Genomic DNA, 17,939 nt, shown 5'->3' on the forward strand with positions numbered 1-17,939 from the left:
CATCGTCGAAATGCTGGTACAGAACGCTTTCGCGGCGGGCTGCGCCGCGGAATTGTCGCAATTTGGCAACATTGTGATATGAATGCATCAGTCCGCGGCAGGCGGACACAAGACCTTTCAGATCACCGATTGCCGGAATGACCACCGCAGAGACCTCGGCTCCTACGTTTGACCCGTCGCTTGCCCAATCCACAGGAGGAATCCTGCGGAAATGGGTGGCGCCGTTTGCGGTCGGGATCGCGCTGCTGTCGGCGTTCCTGACCTTTGTGGTGCTGAGCGGCCTGACACCGATCGAACCTTCGCGCAACGTCGTCTACTCCTTCCTGCTGATCAATGCCGCATGCATCCTGTTGCTGGTTGCCATCATCATCCGCGAAGTCTGGCTGGTGGTGCAGGCGCGGCGCCGCGGCAAGGCGGCGGCCAGGCTGCACGTCCAGATCGTGGGTCTGTTCTCGGTGATTGCCGTGCTGCCGGCAGTGCTGGTGGCGATCGTGGCCAACGTCACCATCGATCGCGGCCTCGACCGGCTATTCTCGGGCCCGACGCGGGAGGTAATCCAGAATTCGCTGATCATCGCGCGGGCCTACACCTACGAGCACGCGCAGCTCATCAATGGCGACATCCTGGGCATGGCCAATGATATCGCCAACGCGTGGCCGTTGTTCGTCCAGGACCGGCGTACGTTTCTGGAATTGCTGACGGCGAGTGCCTCCAAGCGCAACTTGCCGGGCACCATGCTGCTCGACAAGGAAGGCAACGTCGTGGTGTCCGCGCAAACCGGCATCAGGCAAGCCTTTGCGACGCCGCCAAAGGAATTGCTCGACAATGTCGGCGAGGACAAACCCGAGATTTCGGTTTTCCCGGAAGAGAATTACGTCGCCGCGGTGGTCCGCCTGCGGGCCTTCGACGATACCTTCCTCTACGTCGCGCGCCTGCTCGATCCACGGGTGGTTGGGCAGTTGCGGCAGACCCAGGCCAGCGTCGCCGAATATGCCCAGATCGAAGCACGCCGGCTCGGCATTCAGGTCGCCTTCGCGCTGATGTTCGCGGTGATCGCGCTTACGATTCTGATGGCGTCAGTGCTGATCGGGTTGAACTTTGCCAACTGGCTGGTGGCGCCGATCCGTAATTTGATGAGCGCCGCCAACATCGTCTCCACCGGCGATCTGCACGTCCAGGTACCCGTCCATAAATCGGAAGGCGATCTGGCCCAATTGGGCGAGACCTTCAACAAGATGACCCAGGAACTGCGCACCCAGCGCGATGAACTGGTCAGCGCCAGCGACCTGATCGACAGCCGCCGCCGTTTCATCGAAGCGGTGCTGTCCTCGGCCAGCGCCGGCATCATCGGCGTCGATGCCTCCGGCAGCGTCGGCATCTTGAACCGTTCGGCGGAAAAACTCATCGGTCATGTGGAATCGGAAACGCTCGATCATCCGCTGTCGGACGTGCTGCCCGAACTCGACGACATGATGAAAACCGCCCGCGAGGGTACGCAGAAGCTGGTGCAGGGCCAGATCACCATCACCCGCGACGGCCATGAGAGCAATCTGTCGGTCCGCGTCAGCGCCGAACAGACCGGGCAATCGCGCGACAGCTACATCATCACGCTCGACGACATCACGGATTTGGTTTCTGCGCAGCGCACCTCGGCCTGGGGCGACGTGGCGCGCCGCATCGCCCACGAAATCAAGAATCCGCTGACGCCGATCCAGCTTTCGGCCGAACGTATCCGCCGCAAGTTCGGCAAGGTCATTATCGAGGACAAGGGCATCTTCGAGCAATGCACCGACACCATCGTGCGCCAGGTCGACGACATCAGGCGGATGGTCGACGAGTTCTCCCGCTTTGCGCGGATGCCGAAGCCGGTGATGGAAGGCGAGGACGTTGCCGATACCGTACGGCAGGCGGTATTCCTGATGAAAGTCGGGCATCCCGACCTCGATATCGAGACCGAAATCAAGCAAGACCCGATTCGGGCGCAGTTCGACCGCCGGCTGATTTCGCAGGCTTTGACCAACATCATCAAGAACGCGACCGAAGCGATCGAGCAGGTTCCGCCGGACGAGCTTGGCAAGGGTCGCATCGATGTCGTCGCCGCGCAAGAGAACGACGATATCGTGATCGACGTGATAGACAACGGTATCGGCCTGCCTAAGACGGCTCGCGCGCGCCTGCTAGAGCCTTACGTGACGACGCGGCAGAAGGGCACCGGGCTTGGGCTCGCGATCGTCGGTCGGGTGCTGGAAGACCATGGCGGCCGCATCGAGCTCAAGGATGCCTCTGACTTCCGGCCGGGGCAGCGCGGGGCATGGATGCGGTTGCGCTTTGCCGTCTCCGGTCAGGCGCCGAAGGCTGAAGCGAAAGAACCGGCTGCGGCCGTAAAAGAGCAGGGCGACGAAACAAAAGCGCCGGCTTCCGAAACCAATGAGGCGGCAAACGCGACTAATGATGAACCAAAAATCAAAGCCGCAACAGGCAACTGACAAGACAGGTGTAACCCATGGCCAGTGACATTCTGATTGTCGACGACGAAGCAGATATCCGGGACCTTGTTGCGGGCATTCTGGACGATGAGGGCTTCAGCACGCGGACCGCGCGCGACAGCGATTCGGCGCTCGCCGAGATCGCCAACCGTCGCCCCCATCTGGTGTTTCTCGACATCTGGCTGCAGGGCTCCAAGCTCGACGGCCTGCAATTGCTCGAGCAAATCAAGAAGGATCACGCCGACGTGCCCGTGGTGATGATCTCCGGCCACGGCAACATCGAAACGGCCGTCGCCGCGATCAAGCGCGGCGCCTATGACTTCATCGAAAAGCCCTTCAAATCGGACCGCCTGATCCTGGTGGCGACACGGGCGCTGGAGACCTCGCGCCTCAAGCGCGAGGTAAAAGAACTCAAGCAACTGGCTCCGGCTGCTAGCGTTCTGACCGGGCGCTCCGCCTGCATGAACCAGCTGCGCCAGACCATCGACCGGGCAGCCAAGGCCAACAGCCGCATTCTGATCGTCGGCCCTCCCGGTTCAGGCAAGGAGCTGGCGGCGCGGACGCTGCATCACGCATCGAGCCGCGCCGAAGGGCCGTTCGTCGTCATCAACGCAGCGGCGATCACGCCGGAGCGGATGGAAGTCGAAATGTTCGGGGTCGAGCAGACCAATGGCGAACAGGCGCGCAAGGCCGGCGCACTCGAAGAGGCCCACGGCGGCACGCTGTTCATCGACGAAATCGCCGACATGCCGCGCGAAACCCAGAACAAGATCCTGCGCGTGCTGGTCGATCAGACCTTCCAGCGCTCCGGCGGCACCGCCAAGGTCCATGTCGACGTCCGCATCATCTCCTCGACCGCGCGTAATCTGGAAGAGGAGATATCCGAAGGGCGCTTCCGCGAGGACCTGTATCACCGGCTATCGGTGGTGCCGATCCGGGTGCCGCCGCTGTCGGAACGCCGCGAGGACATTCCCGAGCTGATCGACTATTTCATGGATCAGATATCGATCGCGACCGGCCTGCCGAAACGCCAGATCGGCCAGGATGCGATGGCGGTGCTGCAGTCGCATGTCTGGCCCGGCAACGTCCGCCAACTCCGCAACAACGTCGAGCGGGTGATGATCCTGGCCGGCGGCGGTCCGGAAGCGATCGTCACCGCCGACATGTTGCCGCAGGACGTCGGCTCGATGGTGCCGGCCATGCCGACCAGCAACAATGGCGAACACATCATGGGCTTGCCACTGCGCGAAGCGCGCGAAGTGTTCGAGCGCGACTATCTGATTGCCCAGATCAGCCGGTTCTCGGGCAACATCTCTCGCACGGCGGAATTCGTCGGCATGGAGCGGTCGGCCCTGCATCGCAAGCTCAAGGCGCTCGGAGTTGGTTGAGCACGTGTTGCGCGAAAGCTATTTGCATCGCTTATTCGCGTGCTAGCCGGGCAGCGGCCGCAAGCGATCTACGCCGCCGATCCATGCAGTTGCTTGAGAATATTCATCTCTTTCCGGAGTTCTACGGAGAATGGTCACTAGGTTCCGCGTGGGTGACGCGCGAACTGGCTTGCCTAAAAACCGCGCGTACCCTCTAATCGAACTGCCGAGCCGACCGGAGGGGGATCTCAGGGGAAGCCGGCAGCCGGGGCAGGCTCCGTCAGAGAGCAACAACCGGTTAACAAAAAGAAGCACAAGACGGCGGGACAAAAACAATGGCGGCAGACCGCGCACAAAACCTACAAGACACCTTCCTAAATCACGTTCGCAAAACCAAAACGCCACTAACGATCTTTCTGGTCAACGGAGTAAAGCTGCAGGGGATTGTCACCTGGTTCGACAATTTCTGCCTGCTGCTTCGGCGCGACGGTCACTCGCAGCTTGTATACAAGCACGCGATCTCGACCATCATGCCGGGCGCTCCGATCCAGTTGTTCGAAGGCGGCGAGGATGCTCCGGCTTGAGAGTGACCTGATTGGAACCCCTCAATCGTGAAGGGGGCGCCGACCGTCCGCGGTCGGCGGGGGGCAAACAGACCGGGCGGGTGATCGTCATCGGTCCTTATTTGCGTATGCGCCGCGGCGATGTCGATGCGCAAGCGAACGAGGCTGTGCGCGATTCCGAGGCGCGGCTGGAGGAGGCCGCAGGTCTGGCGCGCGCCATCGACCTGTCGGTCGCCGATTCCCTGATCGCTCCGATCAGCCAGATCAGGCCTGCCACCTATCTCGGAAAGGGCAAGGTCGAGGAGATCCTCGGCCTCATCAAAGGCCATGACATTGAACTCGTGGTGATGGACTGCGCGTTGTCACCGATCCAGCAGCGTAATCTCGAGAAGGCCTGGGACACCAAGGTGCTTGACCGTACCGGACTGATCCTGGAAATCTTCGGCCGTCGCGCCAAGACCAAGGAAGGTTCGCTGCAGGTCGAGCTCGCGCATCTGAATTATCAGCGCAGCCGGCTGGTGCGATCATGGACCCATCTGGAGCGCCAGCGCGGCGGCTTCGGCTTCATGGGCGGCCCAGGCGAGACCCAGATCGAGGCCGACCGACGCCTGATCGGCGACCGCATCACGCGCCTTGAGAACGAAATCAAGAAGGTGCAGGCGACGCGGCGGCTGCATCGTGCCGGCCGCCAGCGGGTGCCGTATCGCGTCGTCGCGCTGGTCGGCTACACCAACGCCGGCAAGTCGACGCTGTTCAACCGCCTGACCCGCGCCGACGTCCAGGCCGCCGACATGCTGTTTGCTACACTGGATCCTACATTGCGCGCGCTGAGCCTGCCGCATGGCGGCAAGGCGATGCTGTCGGACACGGTCGGATTCATTTCCAACCTGCCGACGCAACTGGTGGCCGCGTTTCGCGCCACGCTGGAAGAGGTGCTGGAAGCGGACATCATCCTGCACGTCCGCGACATCTCGCACGAGGACGCAGAGGCACAGGAGCGCGACGTCGATGCCGTGCTGCGCCAGCTCGGGATCGACCCGGACGCAGGCGCGCGCATCCTCGAAGTCTGGAACAAGATCGATCGCTTCGATCCCGAGGAGCGTGACAACCTGCGCAACATCGCCGCGCGCCGGCCAGAAGAGCGGCCGTGCTTCCTGGTATCCGCCGAGACCGGCGAGGGGATCGAGACGCTGCTGACCGCGATCGAGGATCGGCTCGCCGCCTTCCGGATGACGCTCGATCTGTCGATCGACGCCTCCGATGGCGCCGGCATCAGCTGGCTGCATCGTAACGCCGAAGTGCTCACCAAGGAGCTTCACGGCGAGCGGTTCGACATGACGGTGCGGGTCGACGAAACCAAACGCGATATCGTGGTCAGCCGCTTTGCGGCCGTGCCGCATGTGGCTTGAAGCTCATCGTGTTCCTGGCGCACTATGGCTCGGCGGGAAACGAATGGTGTTCGTGCGCGATTTTCCATGCACCGTCAACTTTCCGCAAGCCGACAGTCAGGCGCAGCTGGGGTGTGCTGTCCTGCTCCAGCGAGGCTCTTGTTCCGCACCGGAGTAATGCCGTGGCGAATGCGACGGTGTCGCCAGCTTTTACATCGAGCTGAGCGATCTCGAACATGCCGCTTCCTTCTTCGAGCCAGTTGAAGAACGCAGTCCACGAATTTCGATAGGCGTCAATGCCGCGCAATTCGACAGGCGGCGGCACGTCGAACATCACCATATCGCCGGTGTGGTGAGCGAGGACGGCCTCTATTTCGCGGGAGCGTACCCCAAGAGCCCATTCTTCAATCAAACGGCGTATTTTGATTTCCTCTGATTTGTTCGCAGTCATGCTGCCCCTCCGGGATCGTCATTATCGATACCCCAAGGACGAGTAAGACGGTGTCGAACCGACACCACCTGAAGGACTGCCCGTTCACGACTTCGTGCATGCCCACTGTATGGGTTCAGCGGGCGGCCGACCGCTCCTTGCGTTTCGCCTCATTCCACAGCGCGTCCATCTCTTCCAGTGTCGCCACTTCTAATGAACGTCCGTTCGCCGCCAACGCGCGTTCGATGTACGCAAAGCGGCGCTCGAATTTCGCGTTGGTGCCGCGCAGCGCTGCTTCGGGATCGGCGCCGACATGCCGCGCCAGATTGACCAGGGCGAACAGGAGATCGCCGGTCTCGCTTGCGAGCTCTTCCGCATCGCCCTTGTCGAGCGCGGCCTCGATCTCGTCAGCCTCCTCGCGGATCTTGTGCAGCACGGCTCGGGGATCGTTCCAGTCGAAGCCGACGGTCGAGGCCTTGCGCTGCAATTCCATCGCGCGCGTCAGCGCGGGCTGACCGGCCTTGACGCTGGACAGCAACGATGTGGGTCCAGCCGACTCCGGCGGCCGGCGCACGGCGCGTTCGGCCTTTTCCTCGGCCTTGATGCGCTCCCAGGCGCTCTTGACGCCGGCCGGCTGGATGTTGCCGTCCTTGTCGGCGAAGACGTGCGGGTGCCGCCTTATCATCTTTCTTGTGACCGCCTCGACGACGTCGCCGAAAGCAAAGGCGTTCTGTTCTTCGGCCATGCGTGCGTGATAGACGACCTGCAGCAGGAGATCGCCGAGTTCCTCACGGAGATCGTCGAGATCGCCGCGGGTGATGGCGTCGACGACCTCATAGGCTTCCTCGATGGTGTAGGGCGCGATCGTCGCAAAATTCTGTTCGAGATCCCACGGGCAACCGGTGACCGGCGTGCGCAGCGCCGCCATGATTTCGAGCAGCCGGGAAATATCGCGGGAAGGGGTCATGGGTGTACCGACGCCGGGAGAGGAAAGACACGGCTTTATGCCGCAAGCGGCGGACCGATCCCAGCGGAACGCGCCGAAACCGGATTGATTTCCACCGATTGGCCTGCGCGCCCGGGGATGGTAATGGGGCTCCATGAGCGATCCGTTCCAATCCGAAACCGCGCTGGTGCTGTTTTCCGGCGGACAGGATTCCACCACCTGCCTGGCCTGGGCCCTGCAGCGCTTCGCGCGCGTCGAAATGCTGGGATTCAGTTACGGCCAGCGTCACGCAATTGAGCTTGGGTGCCGGGATCGTCTGCTCTCGGGCATCAAATCATTGCGGCCGGACTGGGCTTCGAGGCTTGGCGAGAGCCATACGCTCGAGATTCCGACGCTGGCGGAGATTTCCGACACCGCGCTGACGCGCGATGTCGCGATCGCGATGGGCGAGGACGGACTGCCCAATACATTCGTTCCCGGCCGCAATCTCGTGTTCCTGACCTTCGCAGCGGCGCTGGCGTACCGGCGCGGCATCCGCCACATCATCGGCGGCATGTGCGAGACGGATTATTCCGGCTACCCGGACTGCCGTGACGAGACCATCAAGGCGCTGCAGTCCGCGCTCAATCTCGGCATGGCCAGACAATTCGAACTGCACACGCCGCTGATGTGGCTGGACAAGGCCTCGACCTGGAAGCTTGCACATGACCTCGGCGGGGCAGGGCTGGTCGACCTGATCCGCGAACATTCCCACACCTGTTATCTCGGCGAGCGGGGCGACCAGCACGATTGGGGCTATGGCTGCGGCAAATGCCCGGCCTGCGCGTTGCGCGCCAAGGGCTGGCGCGAATATGCCGGCACGTAAGCGCTAGTGAAATCCGAACGAGTGCGGCAACCACAGCGAGATCGCCGGGATGTAGGTCACGAGCATCAGCACCGCGAACATCACGTAGTAGAACGGCCAGATTTCGCGCATAATATCGTCGACCGAAACCTTGCCGATCGCGCAACCGACGAACAGCGTCGTGCCCACCGGCGGCGTCAACAGCCCGATGCCCAGATTGAGCAGCATGACGATGCCGAAATGCACGGGATCGATGCCGAAGCTCTTGACCACCGGCAGCAGGATCGGCGTACAGATCAGCAACAGCGGCGCGAGATCGAGCGCGGTGCCCAGCACCAGCAGCATGATGTTGAGCCACATCAGCAGCACGTATTTGTTGGCTGAAATCGCGACGAAGAATTCGGTCATCTTGGCGGGCATCTGCATCACGGCGGCGATGTAGCCGAAGCAGGATGCGGTGGCGACCAGCGTCAGCACCATGGCCACGGTCTGCAGCGTCCGGTAGGCCAGCTGCGGCAGTTCCGACCATTTGTAGTCGCGGTAGACGAACATGGTGACGAAGAACGCCCAGACGCAGGCCACGGCGCCGGCCTCGATCGGCGTAAAGACGCCCGTGAGGATGCCGCCGAGCACGATCACCAGCGTCACGATGCCCCAGAGGGCTTCGACCAGCATTTTGGCGGCCTGCCGGATCGGCACCGGCTCGCCCTTCGGATGCTTGTCGCGATAGGCGTAGAACAAGCACAACAGCATCAGCGAAAAGCCCAACAGCAAGCCGGGCAGGATTCCCGCCAGGAACAGGCTCGTGATCGAGACGACCCCGCCGGTCGCCAGCGAATAGATCACGGCGTTGTGGCTCGGCGGAACGACGATGGCCTGCAGCGAGGCGCTGATGGTGACGTTGGTTGCGAAGACGCGGGGGTAACCCTTCTTGGCCATCTGCGGGATCATGACTGAGCCGATCGCGGACGTATCGGCGACGGAAGATCCGGAGATGCCGCTCATGATCGTGGTGGCAAGAATATTGACTTGCGACAGCCCGCCGCGCATGCGCGTGAAGCCGACGATGACGGCGGCAAAGTCCACCAACCGCCGTGCCATGCCACCCTCGGCCATGATCGCGCCGGCGAGGACAAAAAACGGAATGGTCAGCATCGATACCTTGCCGACGCCGCTGGCCAGTTGCTGCATGACCGCGGCAACCGGGAGGTCGATCCACAGCGCGCCGACCAGTGCGGACAGCGCCATAGCATAGGCGATCGGCATGCCGATGGCGAAGAACACACACATGCTGAGAAGGAGAACCGCGATATCCATCGGACGTCCGTGCTGGAAGAGAAACGCTATTCGATAGGGACGTGGGGATCGCCGCCGCTTGACGGCGGAGGCCCGATGGTCAGCCGTTCGATCACGAACAGCAGCATCATCGCGCCGCTGATCGGGATCGGCAGGTAAGTGATGCCGACGGAAAGCCAGGGAAACTCATCGACTGAATTCCCCCAGGTCGCCAGCGCGAGCTTCATGCCCCACACCATCATGAAAACCGCCACGGCACCCATCAGCAGCTCACTGATCACGGCGGCTGCCCCGCGCAGGCGAGGGGGCAGGAGATCGGTGCCCACGGTCATGTTCATGTGGATGCGCTGGCGATAGCAATTCGCGGCGCCGATGAAGGTGATGCCGACCGTCAGCAAGACGGCCAGCGGCTCGGGCCAGGACGAGGCGCTGTTCAGGACATAGCGGGTGTAAACCGCCCAGGGAATGATCGCGGAGACCAGGACCAGCGCCACGCACGCAATCGCGGCGGCGGTCCAGTAGACCGCATTCATGGCGCTGCGGAACAGCCCGGCTCCGGGATCGCCGGCCACGCCGGACTGCGTACTCATTCGCCAAGCCCTATTTCACGGCGTCGATGCGCTTGACCATCTCGGCGTATTTGGCGCCGTACTTGTCCCACACCGGCTTGACCGCATCGCGCCAGGGCTTCTTGTCGACGTCCATGATCATCTCGGTGCCGGCGGCCTTCATTTTGTCGATCGCAACCTTCTCCGCCTCGTGCCACAGCACCCGCTGTTCGGCCTGGCATTCCTTCGACAGCTTCTTGATCAGCGCCTGATCCGCAGGCGTCAGCTTCTGCCACGAGATCTTCGAGAAGACGAGCAGTTCGGGGATGATCAGGTGCTCGGTCATGGTGAAGTATTTTGCCACCTGATTGTGGTTCTGGGCGATGAAGGAGGGCGGGTTGTTCTCCGCGCCGTCGATCACGCCGGTCTGCATCGAGCTGAAGACCTGGTCGAAGCCCAGGGCGACACCGTTGCCGCCAAGCGCGTTCATCGTATCGACGAACAGCGGGTTGCCCATCATGCGGACCTTGAGGCCCTTCAAATCCGCCATCGTCTTGATCGGCCGTTTGCTGTTGTAGATGTTGCGCGAGCCCGCATTCATCCAGCACAGTGCGATCAGATTGGTCTTCTCGTTCGCCGAAATCTTCGCCAGCAGCTCGTCGCCGATCTCACCATCGATCACCGCTTCCATGTGCTTGGAATCGCGGAACACGAACGGCATGTTGAAGACATTGACGTCGTCCACGACCGGGCCGACGGCGCCGACGGAAATCCGCGCCATCTGCAGCGCGCCGAGCTGGGCCTGCTCGATCATCTCCTTTTCGCCGCCAAGCTGCATCGACGGGAACATCTGAATGGTAAGGCGGCCGTCGGTGGCTTTTTCCAGCTTCTTGCCCATGCGCACCACGGCTTCGACCGTCGGGTAGCCGAGCGGATGAACGTCCGATGCTCTGATGACCATCTTGGTCTGGGCAAACGCGCGTCCCGCACTGCCGATGCCGCCCGTGGCAGCCAAAGCAAACGTCGCGGCGCCAGCTCCGAGAAAATCTCTTCGCTTCATGATCGTCCTCCCTCGATGTTTTATTTGTCGTTGCCGGCATCGTTGGCCGACAGCCTTATTTTCCTGATTAGACTATGCAGCCCGGATTGGCGAAGTAAACAGGGACCGATGCCGCGACAGATTAATTATTGGATCGAATGATCCATTGATTGGATGGTTCAGGCACCGTCGGCCGATCGCGGGCGATCGACGCGTTGGAAATGACGGGCCTCAAAGGGCGCAGACGCGAGGCTAACCGAAATCACCCGGCGTCAGCTCGATCGGCGCACCATGCGGGGTGCGGTCGGCAGCGTGATCCCACGCGTCGCGATAGCGGTGCAGGACATCCGACGTCGTGACGCCCTTGGCGGCGACCAGCGTCTCCAGCGTCGCCAGCCAGTGCTGGTAATAGGTCTCGCCCGTATCGGGATCGCCGGCGGCCTGGGCGCGCTTGATCTCTGAGCCCAGCGTCTCCGCCCATTCCTTCCAGGTGAACACCCCGGCCTCGTGCAGTGCGAGCGCCATGGCGAAGGCGCGGGCCTCCCAGGGCTCCCGAAACACCGGGCCGTCCTCGTCGCGCGGCACGCCGGGGACGGCAACCGCCGCCCGCATCGCCTGTTGCGGGGTCAAATTCATCACGCGCGCTCCAGATAGGATTCCCAGGCGTCGACTGAAATGCTGAGCGTCGGGTCGGTGTCCTTGCCCCACAATTCCGGTCCGTCGAACCGCACGGTGTAGAGCCATTGCGGGTTCTCGCCGACGCCGAGCGAATTGAGATCGGCAAACACATGGCACCCGTGATTGAGCTCGATCGTGCCGAGATGCCCGCGGACATATTGCGGCAGCCGCGTATGCGTCTGCGGATGGATCTCTTTCATCCGCACCGTTTCGCCGACCGCGAACAGCGCAGGCGACGTTGCCGGGCGTTCGGTCGAGGCGCCACGCCGGATCGTCGGCACGACGTCCTGCGGGGGCAGGGTCTTGACGTCGGGCTTGGGCGGCGAGAGCACCTTGCCGGCCTCGATTTCCTCTGATGTCACCAGTCCGCGTTCGATCATCAACGTTTCCAGACCGGCCAGCCAGATCTGGAAATAGCTCTTGCTGAGGTAATCCTCGGGCGGACGGTTCTCGCGCGCAAAGCGCGACATGTCGATGTTCCAGCCGCCGGGACGCGACATCGCAACCGTCAGCGCGAAGGCGCGGCGCTCCCATTCGCCGTGAAAAACCGGCTCGTTCGGTTCGGGTACGACGGGCCCAAACCCTTTGGCGCCGCCCATGTCGTGCGCGCCGTCCATCAGGCGGCCTCGCCGGGCTGCCTCGGCAATCCGGTGCCGATCATGCTGTCGCGGGTAACGAGTTCGGCGAGCTGCTCGGCGCTCCAGCCGTCCGTGCCTTTGGGCCGCATCGGCAGCACGAGGTAGCGGATTTCCGCGGTCGAATCCCAGACGCGGATCTTTGTTTTCTCGGGCAGGGTGACACCAAAATCCTGCAACACGCCGCGCGGATCGGAGACGGCGCGGGAACGGTAGGGCGCGGATTTGTACCACACCGGCGGCAGCCCGAGCACCGGATGCGGATAGCAGGAGCAGAGCGTGCAGACGACCATGTTGTGCTGTTCGGGTGTGTTCTCGACCACCACCATGTGCTCGCCTTGTCGCCCGCTATAGTCGAGCTCGGCGATCGCCGCCGTCGCATCCTTCATCAGCCGCGCGTGATAGGCCGGATCGCTCCAGGCTTTTGCGACGACGCGGATGCCGTTGCGCGGACCGATCTTCTTTTCATACAGGTCGATCAGAAGATCGAGCGAGGCCGGATCGACATAGCCCTTTTCGGTCAGGATCGATTCCAGCGCGCGCACCCGCAGCTCGGTCTCCGACAATTCCGAATGGTCGTGATCGTGGTGATGGTCGTGGTGGTCGTGGTCATGGCCTGTCATGCGGCCAAGATAGTCGCAAAATCCGGGCTATGTCGAGGCGAAGACTCTGCTAGCATTTGGCCATGGGGATTGGGGCGGGGCGCATCGCAATCGCGGCGGCAGCGGCCATTTCGGCCTGGCTTCCGATTTGGCTTCCGGCTGGCGATGCGCGCGCCGCCAACGGCGCCTATGCGGTCGACGCCGCCGACATTGCCGAGGCCGGGTCCTGCAAGGTCGAGAGCTGGCTGCAGGCGGCGACCAACACAGATTTTACAGCCGTGGCCAATCCATCCTGCGCGGTGAATATTTTCAGGCCGGTGGAATTAAGCATGCAGACCGTTCGGTCGCGCAGCGACGGCGACTGGAGCACCAGCCTCACGCCCAAGGCCAAGTGGAACTTCATTCCGACCGGCGTGGGAAGGTTCGGCCTGTCGTTTTATGCAGGCGGATCATTCGACGCGTTGACCGGAGATAACCTCACAGCGTTCGCGGTCGTGCCAGTGACGTACAGGCTGTCCGAGACGATGCGGATCAATCTCAACGGCGGCTGGATGTGGGACCGCATGGCCGACCGGCATTACCTGGTCTATGGCGCCGGCTTTGACTGGAAACTCTCGGACACGTTGCAGTGGACCATCGAAGCGTTCGGCCAGGCCGGCCAGTCGGACGAGCCTAGCGCGATCCGGCCGCGGTTTCAGACCGGCATTCGCTACCGGCCGAACGACATATTCTCGGTCGACCTGATCTTTGGCCACAATATATCGGGCGAAAACGCCAACTGGATCACCCTTGGCACCACGATCCGCTTTCCGGTGCCGGGAGGCAAACCCGACCATCAGCGTACCGGCCATTTGTGAGCTCAGACGCTGCCGGTTGCACCGCCGGGCAGGAGGGGCCGGCATGCAAACAGCGCGCGGGCCGAGCGCCCATTTGTGCGCTAAGGTTTTCAAAAATAACGGGCAGGGAGACGCCGCTTGACCAGGTTTGTCACCATTGAAAAAGGCCTTGGGCCCGATGGCCGCATCGCTGTCGTCCGCTTCGACCGGGGCGATGGCATCAACGCGATGTCGCCGGAGGCGATGCGCCAGCTTACCGATGCCGCCCGCAGTTTTGAGGATGACGGCGCGACCTCGGTCGTGGTGCTGACAGGCGCCGCCAAGGCGTTCACGGCCGGCTTCGATCTCAAGGACCCCGAGGGTCGGGCGCGGAAAACCATGGACCTCGGCACCCTGCGCCGCCATCTGAAGCTCGGTCCGCGCCTGACGCGGGCCTGGCAGGACATGGAACAGATCACGATCGGCGCCATCGAAGGCTTCTGCGTCGGCGGCGGCGTCGCGCTGGCGGTGGCGCTGGATTTCCGCGTCATGGCCCGCGACGCCCACATGCGCGTGCCCGAGATCGGGCTCGGCATGAACATGAGCTGGCAGAGCGTGCCGCGCATGCTGCACCTGATGGGACCGGCCCGGACCAAGCAGGCCGTGGTCCTGGCCGACCACCGCATCACCGCAGCCGAGGCCTATGAATGGCGGCTGGTCGAGGAGGTCGCCGAACCCGGCCAGGCGTTCGACGCCGCCATGGCGCTCGCGGCCAAGGTCGCCGCCCAGCCGCCGCTGTCGGTCGCCATGACCAAGCTGACCGTCAACCGGCTCACCCACGCGCTCGACGATCTCACCAGCCACATGGACGTCGACCAGTTCGCGCTGGCGAGCCTGAGCGAAGATCACAAGGAAGGTGTCGCGGCGTTCCTGGAGCGGCGGAAGCCGACGTTCAAAGGACGATAGGAATGGGCTTCGAGCGGCATAGCCGTGCCGCCTCGTGCCTGATGCGCAATATCCTAGATTCGCATAAGGTATATTATGGAATATTTATATCTACAATTAGATCAGATATTTAGCGCGAATTCCTTCTAAGCCAGATCAGATTGGCCCGGCTTTTCGATCTAGAGCGCAGCCTCAGACAGCCGGCAAAAGCCAACGCATGACTGCTCGCGGCTGCGTCCCGAAAACCGATATTGCCGCGGCCGGCGGACGCTGCAATAAGCCGCCCCGGCGAGATCGCTCGCAGCATCCGGTCCGCATGGGATCGGGTCTCAAGAACAACAACCCTCAAGGGAGAAACCAGATGAGTTTTTCACGACGCACGCTTCTCAAGGCATCCGCTGCGTCAGCGGTTTTGGGTGGCATCGGCGCCCCGTTCGTGGCGCGCGCCCAGACCGCCGAATTCACCTACAAATACGCCAACAATCTCCCGGACGGCCATCCGTTGAACGCCCGCGCCAAGGAGATGGCGGCGGCGATCAAGGCCGAAACCAATGGCCGGTTCGACCTGCAGATTTTCCCCAACAACCAGCTCGGTTCCGACACCGACATGCTGAGCCAGATCAGGTCCGGCGGCGTCGAGTTTTTCACGCTGTCAGGCCTGATCCTGGCGACGCTGGTGCCGGCGGCGTCCATCAGCGGCATCGGCTTCGCATTCCCGGATTACGACACGGTCTGGAAGGCCATGGATGGCGGGCTGGGCGCCTATGTCCGCGGCGAGATCACCAAGGCCAACCTCGTGGTCATGGACAAGATCTGGGACAACGGGTTCCGCCAGACCACGTCGTCGAGCAAGCCGATCAACGGGCCTGAGGACCTCAAGGGCTTCAAGATCCGGGTGCCGGTTTCGCCGCTCTGGACCTCGATGTTTAGGGCGTTCGATGCGGCGCCCGCCTCGATCAATTTCAGCGAGGTCTATTCCGCGCTGCAGACCAAGATCGTCGAGGGCCAGGAAAACCCGCTGGCGATCATCTCGACCGCCAAGCTCTACGAGGTGCAAAAGTTCTGTTCGCTGACCAACCACATGTGGGACGGCTTCTGGTTCCTGGCCAACCGCCGCGCGTGGGAAAAACTCCCGGAGGATGTCCGGACCATCGTCGCCAAAAACATCAACGCCGCGGGCGTCAAGGAACGCGAAGACGTCGCCAAGCTCAATGCCGGACTGCAGCAGGAATTGGCCGGCAAAGGCCTTGCGTTCAACCAGCCCAATGTCACGCCGTTCCGCGACAAACTTCGCTCGGCCGGCTTCTATGCGGAATGGAAGGGCAAATACGGTGAACAGGCCTGGGAGCTGCTGGAAAAGTCCGTCGGCAAGCTGTCGTAGCCGGATAGGGGTCTCAGACCCCTATCCTGTCTTTGGTTCATGCTGTGGTGCAGGGCGCTGCGATGGCTCATGCCGAACTGACCGAGACCGTGACCGGCGAGGTGGCTGAGCCCCCTCGCCGCCGGTCCCTGCTCGCGTCCATAGAAAACTTCCTTGGGATGCTGGTTGAGATCCCGGCAGCGCTCCTGGTCGTCGCCGAGATCGTGATCCTGTTCGCGGGCGTGGTGGCGCGTTACGGCATGCACCGGCCGTTGATCTGGTCGGACGAACTGGCCTCGATGCTGTTCCTGTGGCTGGCGATGCTGGGGGCCGCCGTGGCGTTCAGGCGTGCCGAGCACATGCGGATGACGGCCGTGGTCGCGAGCGCCAAGCCTGCGCTGCGCGCCTATCTCGATCTGGTCGCGACCTCGGCCGCGCTGGCGTTCCTTCTAATGATCGCCTGGCCGGCCTTTGAGTACGCCTATGAGGAAAGCTACATCACCACGCCGGCGCTGCAGGTCACCAATATCTGGCGGGCGGCGGCGCTGCCGGTCGGCATCGCGCTGATGGCGCTGTTTGCGTTGCTGCGGCTGATACGTGCGGGCAACGCCCGTACCGTTTTCGCAGCCATCCTGTCGGTTGCGCTTGTCATTGCGGCCTTCTGGCTGCTGAAGGGCTCGCTGAAGCCGCTCGGCAACCTCAACCTGATCATCTTCTTCGTTGGCGTGGCCGGCTTCTGCGTGTTCGCGGGCGTTCCCATTGCGTTCGGATTCGGGCTGGCGACGTACGGCTATCTGGCGCTGACCACCAATACGCCCCTGATGGTGCTGGTCGGCCGCATGGACGAGGGCATGAGCCACCTCATCCTGCTGTCGGTGCCGCTGTTCGTGTTTCTGGGGTTACTGATCGAGATGACCGGCATGGCGCGCGCCATGGTGGCGTTCCTGGCCAGCCTGCTGGGCCATGTCCGGGGCGGGCTGCATTACGTGCTGGTCGGCGCGATGTACCTGGTCTCAGGTATCTCCGGCTCCAAGGCCGCCGACATGGCCGCCGTGGCGCCTGTCCTGTTTCCGGAGATGAAGGCGCGGGGCGCCAAGCCGGGCGATCTGGTCGCCCTGCTCTCGGCCACCGGTGCCCAGACCGAAACCATTCCGCCAAGCCTCGTGCTGATCACGATCGGCTCGGTCACCGGCGTATCGATTGCGGCGCTGTTCACCGGCGGTCTGCTGCCGGGCGTGGTGTTGGCGATCACGCTGTCGGCGCTGGTGTGGTGGCGTTACCGCGACGAGGATTTGACACATGTTGCGAGAGCCAGCGGCGGCGAGATCGTCCGTGCGTTCATCATCGCCCTGCCCGCCGTGGCGCTGCCTTTCGTGATCCGCTACGCCGTGGTCGAGGGCATCGCGACCGCGACCGAAGTGTCCACGATCGGGATCGTCTACGCCTTCGTGGTCGGCTACCTGATCTACGGGCTGTTGATCTACCGCAATTTCGACTGGCGGCGGATCATGCCGATGCTGGTCGAGACGGCGTGCCTGTCGGGCGCCATCCTGCTGATCATCGGCTGCGCCACCGGGATGGCGTGGGGCCTGACCCAGTCCGGCTTTTCGCGGACGCTGGCGGCGGCCATGACCGGCCTGCCCGGCGGTTCGGCGACCTTCATCGCGGTGTCGATCGTGGCCTTCGTGATCCTCGGCAGCGTGCTGGAGGGCATTCCGGCCATCGTGCTGTTCGGGCCGCTGTTGTTTCCGATCGCCCGCGCGGTGGGCGTGCACGAGGTCCACTATGCCATGATCGTTATTCTGGCGATGGGTATCGGGCTATTCGCGCCGCCGTTCGGAGTGGGCTATTATGCCGCCTGCGCCATCGGACGCGTCGATCCGGCCGAAGGGATCAAGCCGATCTGGGGTTATCTGCTGGCGCTGATGGTCGGACTTATTATTGTGGCGATCTTCCCGTGGATTTCGATCGGGTTCTTGTAGGTACATTTTAGCGAT

The 17,939-nt window shown here is 62.9% G+C and carries 17 protein-coding genes; 9 read left to right on the forward strand and 8 right to left on the reverse strand.

The genetic code is table 11. The features are described from left to right. The first annotated feature begins 137 nt into the window (after nt 1-137). From JQ558_RS08485 to hflX, 4 genes are all read left to right on the forward strand, one after another. A complete protein-coding gene (locus JQ558_RS08485; protein ID WP_212275244.1) occupies nt 138-2,486 on the forward strand; it encodes a PAS domain-containing sensor histidine kinase in 2,349 nt (782 codons plus the stop codon). A gap of 17 nt (nt 2,487-2,503) precedes the next feature. Beyond that, nucleotides 2,504-3,874: a sigma-54 dependent transcriptional regulator gene (locus JQ558_RS08490; RefSeq protein WP_211996903.1), complete on the forward strand. Its 1,371-nt coding sequence runs from the start codon at nt 2,504-2,506 to the stop codon at nt 3,872-3,874. A gap of 314 nt (nt 3,875-4,188) precedes the next feature. Then, complete coding sequence (gene hfq, locus JQ558_RS08495) at nt 4,189-4,437, forward strand: RNA chaperone Hfq (protein WP_006020546.1); 249 nt, start codon at nt 4,189-4,191, stop codon at nt 4,435-4,437. Between the two features lie 11 nt (nt 4,438-4,448). Next, nucleotides 4,449-5,825 (forward strand): GTPase HflX, encoded by a 1,377-nt coding sequence (gene hflX, locus JQ558_RS08500; protein WP_212275246.1) that lies wholly within the window; start codon nt 4,449-4,451, stop codon nt 5,823-5,825. A 22-nt stretch (nt 5,826-5,847) separates the two neighbouring features. Here hflX and JQ558_RS08505 read toward each other — a convergent pair whose 3' ends face one another. Both JQ558_RS08505 and mazG read right to left on the reverse strand, forming a co-directional pair. After that, entirely contained in the window at nt 5,848-6,255 is a 408-nt protein-coding gene (locus JQ558_RS08505) for a nuclear transport factor 2 family protein (RefSeq protein ID WP_212293368.1), read from the reverse strand. 115 nt (nt 6,256-6,370) lie between these two features. Continuing rightward, nucleotides 6,371-7,201 (reverse strand): nucleoside triphosphate pyrophosphohydrolase, encoded by an 831-nt coding sequence (gene mazG, locus JQ558_RS08510; protein WP_212293369.1) that lies wholly within the window; start codon nt 7,199-7,201, stop codon nt 6,371-6,373. 133 nt (nt 7,202-7,334) lie between these two features. On the opposite strand from mazG, the gene queC reads away from it, so the two are divergent. Further along, nucleotides 7,335-8,045, forward strand: coding sequence for a 7-cyano-7-deazaguanine synthase QueC (gene queC / locus JQ558_RS08515; RefSeq protein ID WP_212293370.1), 711 nt, complete (start codon nt 7,335-7,337; stop codon nt 8,043-8,045). A 3-nt stretch (nt 8,046-8,048) separates the two neighbouring features. On the opposite strand, the gene JQ558_RS08520 is transcribed toward queC, so the two are convergent. From JQ558_RS08520 to nthA, 6 genes are all read right to left on the reverse strand, one after another. Further along, nucleotides 8,049-9,341: a TRAP transporter large permease gene (locus JQ558_RS08520; RefSeq protein ID WP_212293371.1), complete on the reverse strand. Its 1,293-nt coding sequence runs from the start codon at nt 9,339-9,341 to the stop codon at nt 8,049-8,051. A 26-nt stretch (nt 9,342-9,367) separates the two neighbouring features. Next, the gene (locus JQ558_RS08525; protein WP_212275252.1) at nt 9,368-9,910 is read right to left on the reverse strand and encodes a TRAP transporter small permease; all 543 of its coding nucleotides are present in this window, start codon (nt 9,908-9,910) and stop codon (nt 9,368-9,370) included. Between the two features lie 10 nt (nt 9,911-9,920). Then, nucleotides 9,921-10,928 (reverse strand): TRAP transporter substrate-binding protein, encoded by a 1,008-nt coding sequence (locus JQ558_RS08530; protein WP_212208724.1) that lies wholly within the window; start codon nt 10,926-10,928, stop codon nt 9,921-9,923. 231 nt (nt 10,929-11,159) lie between these two features. Beyond that, on the reverse strand, nt 11,160-11,543 hold the full coding sequence (locus tag JQ558_RS08535) for a nitrile hydratase accessory protein (RefSeq protein WP_212208723.1): 384 nt from the start codon (nt 11,541-11,543) through the stop codon (nt 11,160-11,162). Then, a complete protein-coding gene (nthB, locus tag JQ558_RS08540; protein WP_212208721.1) occupies nt 11,543-12,202 on the reverse strand; it encodes a nitrile hydratase subunit beta in 660 nt (219 codons plus the stop codon). The genes JQ558_RS08535 and nthB overlap by 1 nt, the downstream gene beginning before the upstream one ends. Then, complete coding sequence (nthA, locus tag JQ558_RS08545; RefSeq protein ID WP_212275257.1) at nt 12,202-12,843, reverse strand: nitrile hydratase subunit alpha; 642 nt, start codon at nt 12,841-12,843, stop codon at nt 12,202-12,204. The genes nthB and nthA overlap by 1 nt, the downstream gene beginning before the upstream one ends. A gap of 62 nt (nt 12,844-12,905) precedes the next feature. Here nthA and JQ558_RS08550 point away from each other — a divergent pair, with 62 nt between their 5' ends. The 4 genes from JQ558_RS08550 to JQ558_RS08565 all read left to right on the forward strand — a co-directional run bounded on the left by JQ558_RS08550 (nt 12,906) and on the right by JQ558_RS08565 (nt 17,924). Beyond that, nucleotides 12,906-13,679 (forward strand): hypothetical protein, encoded by a 774-nt coding sequence (locus JQ558_RS08550; RefSeq protein WP_249142398.1) that lies wholly within the window; start codon nt 12,906-12,908, stop codon nt 13,677-13,679. Nucleotides 13,680-13,796: 117 nt separating this feature from the next. After that, a complete protein-coding gene (locus JQ558_RS08555) occupies nt 13,797-14,603 on the forward strand; it encodes an enoyl-CoA hydratase/isomerase family protein (RefSeq protein WP_212293372.1) in 807 nt (268 codons plus the stop codon). A gap of 340 nt (nt 14,604-14,943) precedes the next feature. Then, nucleotides 14,944-15,963, forward strand: a complete 1,020-nt coding sequence (locus tag JQ558_RS08560; protein ID WP_212208715.1) for a TRAP transporter substrate-binding protein — start codon at nt 14,944-14,946, stop codon at nt 15,961-15,963. Between the two features lie 62 nt (nt 15,964-16,025). Continuing rightward, complete coding sequence (locus tag JQ558_RS08565) at nt 16,026-17,924, forward strand: TRAP transporter large permease subunit (RefSeq protein WP_212293373.1); 1,899 nt, start codon at nt 16,026-16,028, stop codon at nt 17,922-17,924. Nucleotides 17,925-17,939 lie beyond the last annotated feature (15 nt).

The sequence above is a fragment of the Bradyrhizobium sp. AUGA SZCCT0160 genome (assembly GCF_018130105.1).
GTDB lineage: Bacteria > Pseudomonadota > Alphaproteobacteria > Rhizobiales > Xanthobacteraceae > Bradyrhizobium.

What these genes read in the sequence shown, in the direction of transcription:
- JQ558_RS08525 (WP_212275252.1), bottom strand. Translation starts at nt 9,910, where the DNA reads ATGAGTACGCAGTCCGGCGTGGCCGGCGATCCCGGAGCCGGGCTGTTC.
- JQ558_RS08530 (WP_212208724.1), bottom strand. Translation starts at nt 10,928, where the DNA reads ATGAAGCGAAGAGATTTTCTCGGAGCTGGCGCCGCGACGTTTGCTTTG.
- nthA (WP_212275257.1), bottom strand. Translation starts at nt 12,843, where the DNA reads ATGACAGGCCATGACCACGACCACCACGACCATCACCACGATCACGAC.
- JQ558_RS08560 (WP_212208715.1), top strand. Translation starts at nt 14,944, where the DNA reads ATGAGTTTTTCACGACGCACGCTTCTCAAGGCATCCGCTGCGTCAGCG.
- JQ558_RS08520 (WP_212293371.1), bottom strand. Translation starts at nt 9,341, where the DNA reads ATGGATATCGCGGTTCTCCTTCTCAGCATGTGTGTGTTCTTCGCCATC.
- hfq (WP_006020546.1), top strand. Translation starts at nt 4,189, where the DNA reads ATGGCGGCAGACCGCGCACAAAACCTACAAGACACCTTCCTAAATCAC.
- JQ558_RS08550 (WP_249142398.1), top strand. Translation starts at nt 12,906, where the DNA reads ATGGGGATTGGGGCGGGGCGCATCGCAATCGCGGCGGCAGCGGCCATT.
- nthB (WP_212208721.1), bottom strand. Translation starts at nt 12,202, where the DNA reads ATGGACGGCGCGCACGACATGGGCGGCGCCAAAGGGTTTGGGCCCGTC.
- JQ558_RS08490 (WP_211996903.1), top strand. Translation starts at nt 2,504, where the DNA reads ATGGCCAGTGACATTCTGATTGTCGACGACGAAGCAGATATCCGGGAC.
- mazG (WP_212293369.1), bottom strand. Translation starts at nt 7,201, where the DNA reads ATGACCCCTTCCCGCGATATTTCCCGGCTGCTCGAAATCATGGCGGCG.
- JQ558_RS08505 (WP_212293368.1), bottom strand. Translation starts at nt 6,255, where the DNA reads ATGACTGCGAACAAATCAGAGGAAATCAAAATACGCCGTTTGATTGAA.
- queC (WP_212293370.1), top strand. Translation starts at nt 7,335, where the DNA reads ATGAGCGATCCGTTCCAATCCGAAACCGCGCTGGTGCTGTTTTCCGGC.
- JQ558_RS08485 (WP_212275244.1), top strand. Translation starts at nt 138, where the DNA reads ATGACCACCGCAGAGACCTCGGCTCCTACGTTTGACCCGTCGCTTGCC.
- JQ558_RS08535 (WP_212208723.1), bottom strand. Translation starts at nt 11,543, where the DNA reads ATGAATTTGACCCCGCAACAGGCGATGCGGGCGGCGGTTGCCGTCCCC.
- JQ558_RS08565 (WP_212293373.1), top strand. Translation starts at nt 16,026, where the DNA reads ATGGCTCATGCCGAACTGACCGAGACCGTGACCGGCGAGGTGGCTGAG.